This is a genomic window from Streptomyces sp. NPDC046465, assembly GCF_040646035.1.
Taxonomy (GTDB): Bacteria; Actinomycetota; Actinomycetes; order Streptomycetales; family Streptomycetaceae; genus Streptomyces.
The window spans coordinates 180,730-194,957 of record NZ_JBEYZK010000015.1 but is presented as its reverse complement, the minus strand read 5'-3'; the positions used below and the strand labels follow the sequence as shown (position 1 = coordinate 194,957).

12 protein-coding genes and 1 riboswitch are annotated in these 14,228 nt (G+C 73.9%); of the genes, 8 read left to right on the top strand and 4 right to left on the bottom strand.

Features of this window, described 5'->3' with window-relative positions; genetic code table 11:
* Positions 1-21: 21 nt before the first annotated feature.
* Positions 22-918, top strand: a complete 897-nt coding sequence (locus ABZ953_RS24235; protein WP_361727234.1) for a neutral zinc metallopeptidase — start codon at positions 22-24, stop codon at positions 916-918.
* 19 nt (positions 919-937) lie between these two features.
* Here ABZ953_RS24235 and ABZ953_RS24230 read toward each other — a convergent pair whose 3' ends face one another.
* The 3 genes from ABZ953_RS24230 to ABZ953_RS24220 all read right to left on the bottom strand — a co-directional run bounded on the left by ABZ953_RS24230 (position 938) and on the right by ABZ953_RS24220 (position 4,483).
* On the bottom strand, positions 938-2,395 hold the full coding sequence (locus tag ABZ953_RS24230) for a hypothetical protein (protein WP_361727233.1): 1,458 nt from the start codon (positions 2,393-2,395) through the stop codon (positions 938-940).
* A gap of 154 nt (positions 2,396-2,549) precedes the next feature.
* Positions 2,550-3,686 (bottom strand): alpha/beta fold hydrolase, encoded by a 1,137-nt coding sequence (locus ABZ953_RS24225; RefSeq protein ID WP_361727231.1) that lies wholly within the window; start codon positions 3,684-3,686, stop codon positions 2,550-2,552.
* Between the two features lie 86 nt (positions 3,687-3,772).
* Positions 3,773-4,483: a class II aldolase/adducin family protein gene (locus ABZ953_RS24220; RefSeq protein ID WP_361727229.1), complete on the bottom strand. Its 711-nt coding sequence runs from the start codon at positions 4,481-4,483 to the stop codon at positions 3,773-3,775.
* Between the two features lie 312 nt (positions 4,484-4,795).
* Here ABZ953_RS24220 and ABZ953_RS24215 point away from each other — a divergent pair, with 312 nt between their 5' ends.
* From ABZ953_RS24215 to ABZ953_RS24185, 7 genes are all read left to right on the top strand, one after another.
* Positions 4,796-6,130, top strand: coding sequence for an inorganic phosphate transporter (locus tag ABZ953_RS24215; RefSeq protein ID WP_361727227.1), 1,335 nt, complete (start codon positions 4,796-4,798; stop codon positions 6,128-6,130).
* A gap of 12 nt (positions 6,131-6,142) precedes the next feature.
* Positions 6,143-6,367, top strand: coding sequence for a hypothetical protein (locus ABZ953_RS24210; protein WP_361727225.1), 225 nt, complete (start codon positions 6,143-6,145; stop codon positions 6,365-6,367).
* A 144-nt stretch (positions 6,368-6,511) separates the two neighbouring features.
* Positions 6,512-6,644, top strand: a riboswitch (cobalamin riboswitch).
* Between the two features lie 110 nt (positions 6,645-6,754).
* Complete coding sequence (locus tag ABZ953_RS24205) at positions 6,755-7,744, top strand: cobalamin biosynthesis protein (protein ID WP_361727223.1); 990 nt, start codon at positions 6,755-6,757, stop codon at positions 7,742-7,744.
* The gene (locus ABZ953_RS24200) at positions 7,741-9,288 is read left to right on the top strand and encodes a cobyric acid synthase (protein WP_361727221.1); all 1,548 of its coding nucleotides are present in this window, start codon (positions 7,741-7,743) and stop codon (positions 9,286-9,288) included. The genes ABZ953_RS24205 and ABZ953_RS24200 overlap by 4 nt, the downstream gene beginning before the upstream one ends.
* 73 nt (positions 9,289-9,361) lie before the next feature.
* A complete protein-coding gene (locus ABZ953_RS24195; protein WP_361727219.1) occupies positions 9,362-11,476 on the top strand; it encodes a putative cobaltochelatase in 2,115 nt (704 codons plus the stop codon).
* Entirely contained in the window at positions 11,476-12,084 is a 609-nt protein-coding gene (gene cobO, locus ABZ953_RS24190; RefSeq protein WP_361727217.1) for a cob(I)yrinic acid a,c-diamide adenosyltransferase, read from the top strand. Before ABZ953_RS24195 ends, cobO begins: the two co-directional genes overlap by 1 nt.
* Positions 12,078-13,460 (top strand): cobyrinate a,c-diamide synthase, encoded by a 1,383-nt coding sequence (locus ABZ953_RS24185; protein WP_361727215.1) that lies wholly within the window; start codon positions 12,078-12,080, stop codon positions 13,458-13,460. The genes cobO and ABZ953_RS24185 overlap by 7 nt, the downstream gene beginning before the upstream one ends.
* A 14-nt stretch (positions 13,461-13,474) precedes the next feature.
* On the opposite strand, the gene ABZ953_RS24180 is transcribed toward ABZ953_RS24185, so the two are convergent.
* Complete coding sequence (locus ABZ953_RS24180) at positions 13,475-14,206, bottom strand: ZIP family metal transporter (protein WP_361727213.1); 732 nt, start codon at positions 14,204-14,206, stop codon at positions 13,475-13,477.
* Between the last annotated feature and the right edge of the window lie 22 nt (positions 14,207-14,228).

Here is a 14,228-nt window from a genome sequence, read left to right as displayed (position 1 = left end):
GCGCGGCAGAGGGGTGCGCCCATGCAGTTCGACGACGACGCCGACCTGGACACCTCGGAGGTGCAGGATGTGCGCGGCAGCCGCATCCCCGGCGGCCGGGCGACCGTGGGCGGCGGCATCGCCGGTCTGATCGCGCTGGTCCTGGGGCTGCTCTTCGGAGTGGGCCCCGACCAGCTGGGGCTCTCCTCCGGCAACGACGACCCCTCGGCCACGTCCTCCTCCCTCGCGCAGGTGCAGCAGACCTGCCACAAGGGGCGGGACGCGAACAGCAAGGAGGACTGCCGCATCGTGGCGGTGGTCAACAGCGTCCAGGACTACTGGCGCCCCGAGTTCCAGCGCCGACGGGGCACGTACTCCCCGGCGCGGACCGCCCTGTTCACCGGCCGCGTGGGCACGGCCTGCGGCACGGCCACCTCGGCGGTCGGCCCCTTCTACTGCCCCGGCGACAAGAAGGTCTACCTCGACCTGGGGTTCTTCGACGACCTGCGGACCAAGTTCGGCTCCAGCGGCGGCCCCTTCGCGCAGGCCTACGTGGTGGCTCACGAGTACGGGCACCACGTGCAGAACCTGATGGGGACCCTGCAGCGCTCCCAGGACGGGCGCACCGGCCGCGACAGCAACGCCGTCAAGGTCGAGTTGCAGGCCGACTGCTACGCCGGGGTCTGGGCGCGGCACGCGACCCGGAGCCCGGACGAGCGCACGGGCAAGCCGCTGATCAGCAGCCTCGACGACCGCGACATCCGCGACGGCCTGGACGCGGCGGCCGCGGTGGGCGACGACCGCATCCAGGAGAAGTTCCAGGGCCGGGTCACCCCCGAGTCCTGGACCCACGGCTCGGCCGAGCAGCGCCAGGACTGGTTCTACCAGGGCTACCGCACCGGCGATATGGGGCAGTGCGACACGTTCCGCCGAGGCTGAGAGGTAGTCCTCGCGGCTCTCACTCGCCGCCAGTGTGGACCTGGAAGGCGGCGCGGCGCACCGCCTTGGCGAGGGCCGGGTCGGGGTGGGCCGCGGCCAGGGCCACCAGGACCTGGACGGTGCGGGGGTGCCCGGCGCGGCGCACCTCGTCGAGGAGGGCGGGCACGGTGGGCTGCACCGCCGACTCCAGGTGCCGGACGAGGAGCTGCGTCTCGCCGTGGTCCGCGACGGCCGCCGCGGTGTCGATCCACAGCCAGGTGGACTCCTCGCGGGTCAGCACGAGGTGGACGTCCTCGGGGTCGGCGCCCTCCTGCTCGGCGAGCCACAGCAGGGCGTAGGGGCGCAGTGAGGCCTCGTCGACGACGGCCCTGACCTCCGCCTCGGCCGGTGCGCCGACCACCCGCAGGGCCTCGAAGGCCAGGCCGCGCAGGAGGGCGTCCTCGCCGCGTGCGGCGGTGAGGAGCTCGGTGACGGCGCTGGAGACGGTGCGGGCGGCGAGCCAGGCGCGGTACTCGGCGCGGGCCGCGTTGGGGCGCAGGCGGGCGCAGCCCCGGAGCATGTCCTCGGCGGACTGCTCGATGTGTCCGGCGGGGCTCTGTGCGGCGACGCAGATCTGCTCCAGCTTGACCCAGACCGCCCAGCTGCCGAGCGGCGTGAGCACGGCCTGCCCGTCGGCGCAGGTCAGCGCGCCGACGGCGGCGAGGCCGTGCAGGGCCCAGTCGAGGAGGGCGGGGAGCGGGGCGTTCTCGGGGCAGCCTGCCGGGACGGCGGGCTCCGGCTGGGGGCCGTAGGGGATCTCGCAGCGCTCGGTGCGCAGCTCCGTGACGCGCTGGTCGAGGAGGTCGAGCAGCTGCGGCACGGGCACGGGGCCTGCCGACAGCTGCAGCAGGGAGAGGACTTGTGGCATGGCCTCGACGACCTCGGCGACCGCCGCGGGGGCGAGGGTGTCGGGCGCGGGGTGGGCCAGCGACCAGGCGTCGAAGAGGGCGACCCAGCCGCGCAGCACGGCGGTGTCGTCGCGGTTCCAGGCGCGCAGCCGCCAGCCGGGCCTCGCGGTGTCGCCGTGCACCTCGATGAGGCCCGCGAGGCGTGCGGTGTCCCAGTCGGCGCGGACCTGAGCGGGGGTCAGCCCCAGTTCGGCGGCGGCCCGTTCGGCGGTGGCGTCGGAGAGCGTGCCCTTGCCGTCGGGCGAGCCGCCGGTGCGGCCGGGGCCCGGACGCAGGGCGTCGTCGGCCCAGCGGGCGACCCGCACGGCGTCGGCGAGGCCTGCGCGGGCCGCGCGGGCCAGTTCCGACGGGGCGGGCGTGCCCTCGGGTGGCCGGGGCGCGGGACGGCGCGTGCGGCGGTTGCTCATCGCGCCGGGGGCGGCCGAGAGGGGGCGTGTCGCGTCGCGCCGGGCTTCTCCTCGCTCTTCGGCCCTCTGGTAGGGCGCACGGACAAGTCGGAGCCTGGAGTCGCGCGGGGTACGGGACGTCACGGGAACAGTCTTCCTGTTGACGGTCCGAAAACCCAAACGGAATGGGGACGGGGGCCGTTCGCACGCCGCGCGCCGGGGCCGCGCGCGGTGTGCGGCACGGTGTACGGGAGGGTGTACCGGAGGGCGTGCGCAGCGTCACAGCACGTGCGCAGCGTCACAGCAAGGGCGTGAGGAAGCGCCTGAGCACCTCTTCGTAGCCCTGCGGATCGGCGTTCCACATGGCGCCGTGCGGCGCGTCCTGCACAGGGTGCAGGGTGACCAGATCGGGGCGCTGAGCAGCCAGTTGCCGGGAGAGGCCCCAGGGCGCGACGGCGTCGTCGGGGCCGTGCACGAGCAGCGTGGGCACGCGCAGCACGCCGGGGCCCGCCGCCGCCAGGATCCGGTCGCCGCGCAGCCCCGTGCGCCCCTGTGCCGCACGGACCGCAAGCGGAAGGAGCGGTCCGGGGGTGCGGCGGGCACCGGCGAGGGCGCGCAGGGTGGTCTCCCAGTTGAGGACCGGGGAGTCGAGGACGAGGCCGCTGATGCGGTCGCGCAGCGCCGAGTGCGCGGCGGCGTGCAGACACATGGCGGCGCCGGTGGACCAACCGTGCAGGACGACGCGCTCGGCGCCCCGGCGCACGGCGTAGCGCAGGGCGGCGTCCAGGTCGCGCCACTCCGTCTCGCCGAGGTGGCCGAGGCCGTCCGGGGAGCGGGGCGCGCCCGCGTCGCCGCGGTAGGCGAGGTCGAGGACCGGGACCCGCAGGCGGTTCAGGGAGTCCATGACGACCATGGGGTGTTCGCGGGTCGTGCCCAGGCCGTGCACGGTGATGACCCAGGTGTCCCGGGCGCCCGGCACGAACCAGGCGGGCAGTGTGCCGAGCTCGCCGGGGATGTCGACGTCGGTGTGGTCGATGCCGAGCGCGGAGCGCGGGTCCCCGATGTGGACCTGCGGGGTGAGCCAGACGCGGGCGCCGGGGTCCAGGGAGCCGTGGGTGACGGCTTCGAGGCGGCGTACGACCGTGTCGGCCTCGTGCGGGGCGGACTCCAGGACGGGTCCGACGATCGCGTGGGTGCCGTTGCCGCTCAGGCCGTACGTGCCGGGGCGGCGGCTCGCCAGGGCGCGGGTCAGGCTGATCTGGCCCGCGGCCGTGGCGTGCACGGTCAGGCGTGGCTCGGTCGGCAGGGGGCGGCCCGCGGGCGCCTTGAGGGCGGCGTCGCTGGCGAACCGGCCCGCCGCGATCGCGGCTGCGGCTGTTCCTAGGGCGGCTGTTACTGCGGTGACGGCCGCTGCCGTCGCTTTGGCTGGGCGCACCGTCCCAGTGTCCGGGGGCGAGGCCCTGGAGGCCAGTGGGCGGTACCCGCCGGGTGAGTCGTGGCTCAGGTGGCCGAAGCCGTGGCTCAGGTGGCCGACTGGCCGTATCCCCGCAGCTTCTGTGCCGCCTCGTGCAGCCGGTCCGGGGAGAGGAGCGTCGGGGTGTGGCCGGGAATCGCGGCGGCGGTGAGCCAGAGGCGGCACATCCACTCCAGCTGGGCCGTGCGGTCGTAGGCCTGGTCGAGGCTGTCCCCGTAGGTGACCGTGCCGTGGTTCTGCAGGAGGCAGCCGGTGCGCTCGCGCAGGGCGTGCAGCATGTTCTCGGCCAACTCCTCGGTGCCGTACAGCGCGTACGGGGCGACCCGGACCGGGCCGCCGAGGGCGCCGGTCATGTAGTGGACGGCGGGGAGCTCCGTGACCAGCAGGGAGACGGCCGTGGCGTGTACGGCGTGGGTGTGGACGACCGCTCTCGCGCCGGTGTCGCGGTAGATCGCGAGGTGCATGGGCAGTTCGCTGGTGGGCGTGAGGCCGCCGAGGACCCGGTGGCCTTCGAGGTCGACGCCGAGGGCGTCCTCGGGCCGCAGCCTGTCGTAAGGGACCCCGCTCGGGGTGACCAGGACGGTGTCGCCGACCCGTATCGAGACGTTGCCCGAGGTGCCGACGACCAGGCCGTCCCGCACCGTCCTGCGGGCGGTCCCGACCAGCTCGTCCCAGGCCCGCGCGAGCGCGTCCCCGTCCACCTGCTGCCCCTGTCCCTGGCCATGCCGCTGCCCCTGCCCCTGCCGCTGCTCAGTCATGCGGTGATCCTGCCAGCCCAAAAGGATTCCGGTTACGGCTTCGGGCCACCGGGTGACCAGCATCTCCCCACCGGATCCGGGCACCGGACCGAGAAGTGCGCGCCGGGCCGCCGCCGGATGGCGGAACCCGACACTCCGCCCCGTTTGCGGGGATCCCGCCCACGCTCCGTACGATCGGGATCAGACACCAGCTCAATACGGAGCAAGGGCACTCCGCTTCGGGTCACCGCACCGCCCGGCCCAGTTCACTTTCCGTTCACCCTGGTTGCCTACGTTCCACATGCCACTGACGTCCAACAGAAGCCTGGGTAAATGGAACACATCACGCTTCTCCTCGGGATCGTGATCGTTACCGCTCTCGTGTTCGATTTCACGAACGGTTTCCACGACACTGCCAACGCGATGGCGACGACCATCTCGACCGGCGCTCTCAAGCCCAAGACGGCGGTGGCCATGTCCGCCGTACTCAACCTCGTCGGCGCCTTCCTCTCCGTCGAAGTCGCCAAGACGATCTCCGGCGGCATCGTCAATGAGGACGGCCTCAAGACCGAGGTCATCTTCGCCGCGCTCGTCGGCGCGATTCTCTGGAACCTCATGACGTGGCTGGTGGGCCTGCCCTCCAGCTCCTCCCACGCCCTCTTCGGCGGACTCATCGGCGCCGCGGTCATGTCGCAGGGCTGGTCGTCGATCAACGGCGGCACCGTCGTCACCAAGATCCTGATCCCGGCCGTCGCGGCCCCGCTCGTGGCGGGCATCGCCGCGACGCTGGCCACGCGCCTGACGTACCGCATCGGCCGCAACACGGACCAGAAGGCCACCGCCAAGGGCTACCGCGCCGGGCAGATCGCCTCCGCCGGGCTCGTCTCGCTGGCCCACGGCACGAACGACGCGCAGAAGACCATGGGCATCATCACGCTCGCCCTGATCACGGGCGGCGTCCTGAACCCCGGCGCCAACCCCCCGATGTGGGTCATCGTCTCGGCCGGCATCGCCATCGCGCTCGGCACCTACCTCGGTGGCTGGCGCATCATCCGCACCATGGGCAAGGGCCTGACCGACCTCGCGCCGCAGCAGGGCTTCGCCGCCCAGACCAGCGCCGCGACCGCGATCCTCGCCTCCTCGCACATCGGCTTCTCGCTCTCCACCACCCAGGTCTGCTCGGGCGCCGTGATGGGCGCGGGCCTCGGCCGCAAGGGCGGCGTGGTCCGCTGGTCGACCGCCACCCGGATGTTCGTCGCGTGGGGCCTGACCCTGCCGGCGGCGGGCCTGGTCGGCGCGGGTGCCGAGTTCCTCACCAAGCAGGGCCCCTGGGGCATCACGGTCACCGCGGCGCTCCTGATCGCGGGGTCGGGCGTGATCTGGGCGCTCTCCCGGCGCAACGCCGTCGACCACACCAACGTCACGGACGACGAGATCCGCCACGACGCCATTGACGGCATTGACGGCATTGACGGCATTGACGGCCGCACGGTCGCCGAGCCCGCGGGCGTGGTGACCACCGCGATCGCCGCCGTCTCGCCGCCCCCCGTGGGCGCGATGGCCGCCTCCGCCCCCGCGGGCGGGACCGTCAAGGCCACCGTCTCGGCGGCCCCGACCACCACCACGACCGGCGCCATGGCGGACCCCGCCCGGCCCGCGACCGTGTAAGGACAGACCAGCATGAGCATCGACTGGGCAGCTCTCGGCTCCGTCTTCGGAGTCAGTCTCGCGGTGACCGTGGCCCTGGTGGGCCTCTTCACCCTCGGCATCGTCGGACTCTCCAAGCAGGGCACGGCGACCGCCACCGCCGGTGGCTCCGCCTCCCTCGCACGCACCGGCGCGTACGCCTGCTTCGCCCTGTGCGCGGCGGCGGTGGCCTACGGGATCTTCCTGATCGTCGCCTGACGGCAGCGGCCTTCCCGGGTGGGGCGCGGAGCGTGCGAACGCTCCGCGCCCCACGCGTGTGTCCGCACCCCGTATCTGGGCCCGGCATGTGGGGCCCAACACACTCTCCCGTCGCAGGTCAACAGCGAGTTGACGGGCCTTCGCGGGCCGTGGTGGACTGCCGGGGCCAACTACGGCGGCAGAAGAGGAAGCCGGTGCGAATCCGGCGCGGTCCCGCCACTGTCACCGGGGAGACACTCCCCGCGAGCCAGGAACTCTCGCCGCCGATCACGTCGAACCAGGGCGCGGACACCCTGAGTGAGGACATATCGCCATGCTCGGCCGCCCGGTGCCGCCTCTCCCCCTGAGTACGAGTCCTCTCCTCAGCGCAGCGGCGGGCTGAAGCGCATGAGTGCCGATCGCGACTTCGCGTACGGCGCCGCCGCCGGCCTCCTCGGTGACCTGCTGCTCGGCGATCCCCGCCGGGGCCATCCGGTCGCCGCGTTCGGCCGTGCCGCGGGTGCCGTCGAGCGGGTGCTGTGGCGCGACCACCGCGGGTGGGGCACGTTGCACGCCGTGGTGTGCGCCGGGGGCGCGGCGGGTGCCGCCGCGCTGGCTTCTTCTCTCGTACGTCGCTCGGCCGCCGGATCCGTCGCGCTGACCGCCGCCGCGACCTGGGCCGTGGTCGGCGGTACGTCGCTGACGCGGGAGGCGCGGGCCATCGGCGGGGCGCTGGAGGCCGGGGACATCGAGGTCGCGCGGGAGCGGCTGCCGCACCTGTGCGGGCGGGACCCGCAGGCGCTGGACGCCGACGGGATCGCGCGGGCCGTGGTGGAGTCCGTCGCCGAGAACACCTCCGACGCGGTCGTCGGCGCGCTCGTGTGGGGCGCGCTGGGCGGCGTCCCCGGGCTCGTCGGGTTCCGGGCCGTCAACACGCTGGACGCGATGGTGGGCCACAAGTCGCCCCGGTACCGGCGCTACGGCTGGGCCGCCGCCCGCCTCGACGACGTCTTCGGATGGCCGGGCGCGCGGCTCACCGCGGGCCTCGCGGCGCTGGCCGGTGACTCGCCCTCGGGAGCGGTACGGGCGTGGCGCGCGGACGCGGACGCGCACCCGAGCCCGAACGCAGGGCCCGTCGAGGCCGCCTTCGCCGGGGCACTGGGCGTACGGCTCGGGGGAACGCTCTCTTACGGGGGGCGGGTCGAGCACCGGCCCGTGCTGAACGCGGCGGGGCGCGACGTCGCCGCGGGGGACATCGAGCGGGCCGCCAAGCTGTCCCGACGGGTCGGCCTGCTCGCTCTCGGAGCCGTGGTGGGCGCGCGCTGGGCACTGCGGTCGGCAAGAGCAGGGGCAAGGGCAGGAGCGGGAGCAGGAGCGGGAGCGGGGAGAAGAGCATGAGTGGCGGACTGCTGGTCGCCGGGACCACCTCGGACGCCGGGAAGAGCGTCGTCACCGCGGGCATCTGCCGGTGGCTGACCCGCAAGGGTGTGTCCGTCGCGCCGTTCAAGGCGCAGAACATGTCCCTCAACTCCTTCGTCACCCGCGAGGGGGCGGAGATCGGCCGGGCGCAGGCCATGCAGGCGCAGGCCGCCCGCGTCGAGCCGAGCGCGCTGATGAACCCCGTACTGCTCAAGCCCGGCAGTGACCGCTCCAGCCAGGTCGTACTCATGGGCAAGCCCGTGGGTGAGATGAGTGCGCGTGGGTTCTTCGGGGGGTCCGGGGGGCCGTCCCCCGGGGAGAGGCTGCACGGGGGGCGGCAGGCGCAGTTGCTGGACACCGTCGTGGGGTGTCTGGAGGAACTCCGGGGCACGTATGACGCCGTGATCTGTGAGGGCGCGGGCAGTCCCGCCGAGATCAACCTGCGGCGCACCGACATCGTGAACATGGGCATCGCGCGCGCCGCCCGCTTCCCCGTCCTGGTGGTCGGGGACATCGACCGGGGCGGGGTGTTCGCGTCGTTCTTCGGGACGACGGCGCTGTTGAGCGCGGCCGACCAGGAACTCGTCGCGGGCTACCTGGTGAACAAGTTCCGGGGCGACGTCTCCCTCCTCGAACCCGGGCTCGACATGCTGCACGGGCTCACCGGGCGGCGCACGTTCGGTGTGCTGCCGTTCCAGCACGGGCTCGGCATCGACGAGGAGGACGGCCTGCGGGTGTCCCTGCGGGGCGCCGTCCGCGAGTCCGTGGTGGCCCCGCCGGTCGGCGATGACGTGCTGCGGGTCGCCGTGTGCGCGGTGCCGTTGATGTCCAACTTCACGGACGTGGACGCGCTGGCGGCCGAGCCGGGTGTCGTCGTGCGGTTCGTGGACCGGGCCGAGGAACTCGTCGACGCCGACCTCGTGGTCGTACCGGGCACGCGCGGGACCGTGCGCGCCCTGCGGTGGCTGCGCGAGCGCGGCCTCGCGGACGCGCTGGCGCGCCGTGCCGCCGAGGGCCGCCCGGTGCTCGGGATCTGCGGCGGGTTCCAGGTGCTCGGCGAGCGCATCGAGGACGAGGTGGAGTCGCGGGCCGGGTCCGTCGACGGGCTCGGGCTGCTGCCGGTGCGGGTGCGGTTCGCCCGCGAGAAGACCCTCGCCCGGCCGGTGGGCGCGGCCCTCGGCGAGCCCGTCGAGGGGTACGAGATCCACCATGGCGTGGCCGAAGTCCTGGGCGGGGAGCCCTTCCTGGACGGCTGCCGGGTCGGCGAGGTGTGGGGCACGCACTGGCACGGGTCGCTGGAGAGCGACGCGTTCCGGCGCCGGTTCCTCACCGAGGTCGCCCGCGCGGCCGGGCGCCGCTTCGTCCCCGCACCCGACACCAGCTTCGGGACGCTGCGCGAGGAACAGCTCGACCTGCTCGGCGACCTGATCGAGGAACACGCGGACACGGACGGCCTGTTGGGCCTGATCGAGAACGGCGCGCCGGGCGGGCTTCCGTTCATCGCGCCCGGCGCGCCGTCGTGACCCCCGTCATGAGCATCACCACGCACCACTCGCACCACTCGCACCACTCGCACCACCGCATCAAGGAGGCTCAGTGACCACCCCGTACCCGTTCACCGCTCTCGTCGGCCAGGACGACCTGCGGCTCGCGCTCCTGCTGAACGCCGTCTCGCCCGCCGTGGGCGGTGTGCTCGTACGAGGCGAGAAGGGCACCGCCAAGTCCACCGCCGTGCGCGCGCTCTCGGCGCTGCTTCCCGAGGTGCCGGTCGTCGCCGGGTGCCGTTTCTCCTGCGATCCGAAGGCCGCCGACCCGAACTGCCCGGACGGCCCGCACGAGGTGGGCGGCGCCACCGCGCGGCCCGCGCGGATGGTCGAGCTGCCCGTCGGCGCGTCCGAGGACCGGCTCGTCGGCGCCCTGGACATCGAGCGGGCGCTCGCGGAGGGCGTGAAGGCCTTCGAGCCGGGCCTGCTCGCCGACGCGCACCGCGGCATCCTCTACGTCGACGAGGTCAATCTGCTCCACGACCACCTGGTCGACCTCCTCCTGGACGCGGCCGCGATGGGCGCCTCCTACGTGGAGCGCGAGGGCGTCTCCGTACGGCACGCCGCGCGCTTCCTGCTCGTCGGCACGATGAACCCCGAAGAGGGCGAGCTGCGACCGCAGTTGCTCGACCGGTTCGGGCTCACCGTCGAGGTGGCCGCGTCCCGCGAGACCGACCAGCGCGTGGAGGTCGTACGGCGCAGGCTCGCCTACGACGACGACCCCGAGGGCTTCGCCGGGCGCTGGCACGAGGACGAGGGCGCGCTGCGCGACCGGGTCGTGGCGGCCCGCGCGCTGCTCCCCCAGGTCGTCCTGGGCGACGCGGCGCTCCGGCAGATCGCGGCGACCTGCGCGGCGTTCGAGGTCGACGGGATGCGCGCGGACATCGTGATGGCACGCACGGCGACGGCTCTTGCCGCGTGGGCGGGCCGTACCGACGTGCAGAGCGAGGACGTGCGCCAGGCCGCGCTGCTCGCCCTGCCGCACCGCAGGCGCCGCAACCCCTTCGACGCTCCGGGGCTCGACGAGGACAAGCTCGACGAGACGCTGGAGGAGGCGCGCGAGGACGAGGAGCCGGAGCCTCCGGAGGGCGGCGACGACCCCGACGGCGGCGGCCCGGACGGCGGCCCCGACGGGGGCGGCGGGCAGCCCCCCGCCGAAGGGCCCGACGGCCCCGACTCCCCCTCCCCCGAGCTCCCCGCGCAGAACCAGGGCCAGGGCCCCGACGAGACGACAGCCCCGCAGGAGCAGGAGCAGGAGCAGGAACAGGAGCAGCAGCCGGAGCAGCAGCCCGCCCCGGCCCCCGGCGGCGCCACCGGCGAGCAGCAGGCCGTGCGGGCCGCCGAGCCGTTCCGTACGAAGATGCTGAGCGTGCCCGGCATCGGTGAGGGCGCGGCGGGCCGACGCTCGCGCGCCCGCACCGACCACGGGCGTACGACGGGTTCGCGCCGCCCCCGGGGCGCCCTGACCAAGCTGCACCTGGCGGCCACGGTGCAGGCGGCGGCCCCGCACCAGAAGGCGCGCGGGCGCTCCGGCACCGGGCTCGTCGTGCGCCGTGACGATCTGCGGCAGGCGACGCGGGAGGGGCGCGAGGGCAATCTCGTGCTGTTCGTCGTGGATGCCTCCGGGTCGATGGCGGCGCGGCAGCGGATGAGCGCCGTCAAGGGCGCCGTGCTCTCGCTCCTCCTCGACGCCTACCAGCGGCGCGACAAGGTGGGGCTCGTGACGTTCCGGGGCGCGGGGGCCGAGGTGGCGCTGCCGCCGACGTCGTCGGTGGACGCGGCCGCGGCCCGTCTCGAATCGCTGCCGACCGGTGGCCGCACCCCGCTGGCCGCGGGCCTGCTGAAGGCGCACGACGTGCTGCGGGTCGAGCGGCTGCGGGACGCCGCGCGGCGGCCGCTCGTGGTCGTGGTGACGGACGGGCGGGCGACGGGCGGTGTGGAGCCGGTGGCCCACGCGGGGCGCGCGGCGCGGCTGTTCGCCGCCGACAAGGTCGCCTCGGTGGTCGTCGACTGCGAGTCCGGTTACGTACGCCTGGGCCTCGCGGGACAGTTGGCGGGTGAGCTCGGCGCGAGCGCCGTGACCCTCGACGAGCTGCGGGCCGATTCGATCGCCGGTCTCGTCAAGGACGTACAGACCATGAACTCGCCTTCCAGGAGGGCCGCTTAATGCCGCAGGGACAGCCGAACGTCGTACCGGACGACGGGCTCACGACGCGCCAGCGCCGCAACCGTCCGCTGGTCTTCGTGCACACAGGCATCGGCAAGGGCAAGTCGACCGCCGCGTTCGGGCTCGCGCTTCGCGCCTGGAATCAGGGGTGGCCTGTCGGGGTCTTCCAGTTCGTGAAGTCGGCGAAGTGGAAGGTCGGCGAGGAGAACGCGCTGAAGGTGCTCGGCGCCTCCGGCGAGGGCGGCACGGTCGACTGGCACAAGATGGGCGAGGGCTGGTCGTGGATCCAGCGCGCCCCCGCCGAGGGTGAGCAGACGAACGAGGACAAGGCCCGTGAGGGCTGGGAGCAGGTCAAGCGGGACCTCGCGCAGGAGACGTACAAGCTGTACGTCCTCGACGAGTTCGCCTACCCGATGCACTGGGGCTGGATCGACGTCGAGGAGGTCGTCGAGGTCCTGCGCGAGCGTCCCGGCACCCAGCACGTCGTCATCACCGGCCGCAACGCGCCGCAGCAGCTGATCGACTTCGCCGACCTGGTCACCGATATGTCGAAGGTCAAGCACCCGATGGACGCGGGCCAGAAGGGCCAGAGGGGCATCGAGTGGTAGCTCGCCTCGTCATCGCGGCGCCGTCGTCGGGCAGCGGCAAGACGACCGTCGCGACGGGCCTGATGGCCGCGTTCGCGGCGGCCGGGCTCGCCGTGTCGCCGCACAAGGTCGGTCCCGACTACATCGACCCCGGCTACCACGCGCTCGCGACCGGCCGCCCCGGCCGCAACCTCGACGCGTACCTGTGCGGGCCCGACCTGATCGCGCCGCTGTTCGCGCACGGGGCCGCGGGCTGCGACCTCGCCGTCGTCGAGGGCGTGATGGGGATGTACGACGGGGCCGCGGGGCAGGGCGAACTGGCTTCGACCGCCCACGTCGCGAAGCTGCTGCGGGCGCCGGTGGTGCTGGTCGTCGACGCGTCGTCGCAGTCACGTTCGGTCGCGGCGCTGGTGCACGGCTTCGCGTCCTGGGACCCCGAGGTGCGGATCGCCGGGGTGATCCTGAACAAGGTCGGCTCGGACCGGCACGAGGCGCTGCTGCGCGAGGCGCTCGACGCAACCGGTGTGCCGGTGCTCGGCGTGCTGCGCCGGGCGCCTCAAGTCAGCGCGCCCTCACGGCACTTGGGGCTCGTGCCGGTCGCCGAGCGGCAGCCGGACGCGGTGGAGTCGGTGGCCGCGCTGGCCGCGCAGGTACGGGACGGTTGCGACCTGGACGCTCTTCTCGGGCTCGCGCGCTCGGCGCCTGACTTGCCTGGGGAGGCGTGGTCCGCCGAAACGGGGCTCGGTTCATCACCGGCTACGCCGAGTTCGTCCTCAAGTGCCGGACGGGCTGGAAGCCGCCCCCGTATCGCCGTCGCCGGTGGGGCCGCCTTCACCTTCTCCTACGCCGAGCACGCCGAGCTGCTCACCGCCGCCGGGGCGGAGGTCGTACCGTTCGACCCGCTCCGCGACGAGCAACTCCCCGACGGCACCGCCGGGTTGGTCATCGGGGGCGGTTTCCCCGAGGTGTACGCGCCCGAGCTCTCCGCCAACGAACAGCTCAGGAAGGCCGTCGCCGAACTCGCCCTCTCCGGTGCGCCCGTGGCCGCCGAGTGCGCGGGGCTGCTGTACCTCTCCCGTGAGCTGGACGGCAAGCCGATGTGCGGGGTGCTCGACGCCGAGGCGCGGATGGCGGAGCGGCTGACGCTCGGGTACCGGGAGGCGGTGGCCGTGTCCGACAGCGTGCTCGCCGTCGCGGGCACGCGGATGCGGGGCCACGAGTTCCACCGCACCGCCGTCGAGCCCGGCGCGGGTCCTGCGCCCGCCTGGGGCCTGCACGCGCCCGAGCGGCGCGTCGAGGGCTTCGTCCAGGGCAACGTGCACGCCAGTTACCTGCACACGCACTGGGCGGCGGAGCCGGGCGTCGCACGCCGCTTCGTCGGGAGCTGCGCGCGGTGACCGCACGCGGCGGCTCAGCCCGCGATGCCCACCACGAGCCAGATGAACGCCGCGCCCGCCACCGTGCACAGCAGGGTCGAGCGGGCCGGGTGGTCGTGGTGCGCCTCGGGCAGGATCTCGGCCGCCGCGAGATACAGCAGCGCGCCGCCGAAGAACCCGAGATAGCAGCCGAGCAGTTGCTCCGGAATGGTGAACAGCAGGGTCGACGCGGCGCCCACCACCGGCGCCGCCGCGTCCGCGAACAGCATCGCGAGTGCCTTGCGGCGGGCGTTCCCGTACAGGCTGGTGATCGTGTACGTGTTGAAGCCGTCCGCGAAGTCGTGGGCGACGACGGCAAGGGCCACGGCCACGCCCATGCCCCCGCCGACCTGGAAGGCGGCGCCGATCGCGACGCCGTCCATGACGCTGTGCCCGACCATCGCGGCGGCGGCCGTGAGGCCGACCTGGGGGACGCGGCCGTGCCCGTGCTCGTCGGCGCCGTGCGCGGCCTGGCGGCCCGCGAGGAGGCGTTCGACCAGATGGGCGACGAGGAAGCCCCCCACGAACAGCAGCAACGCCGCCGGAACGCCGAAGACGGGGTCGCCCGCGGCGTCCAGCGCCTCCGGCAGCAGATCGAGGCCGACGACACCGAGCATGAGGCCGCCTGCGAGCCCCAGGACGAGATGGCGCCGGTCGGTGACCCGCTGGGCAGTCCAGCCGCCCACCAGGGTCATGAGAAAGGCGCCGAGCGCCACGAGCACCGCCATGGGCCCTTGCTATCCGATTGAC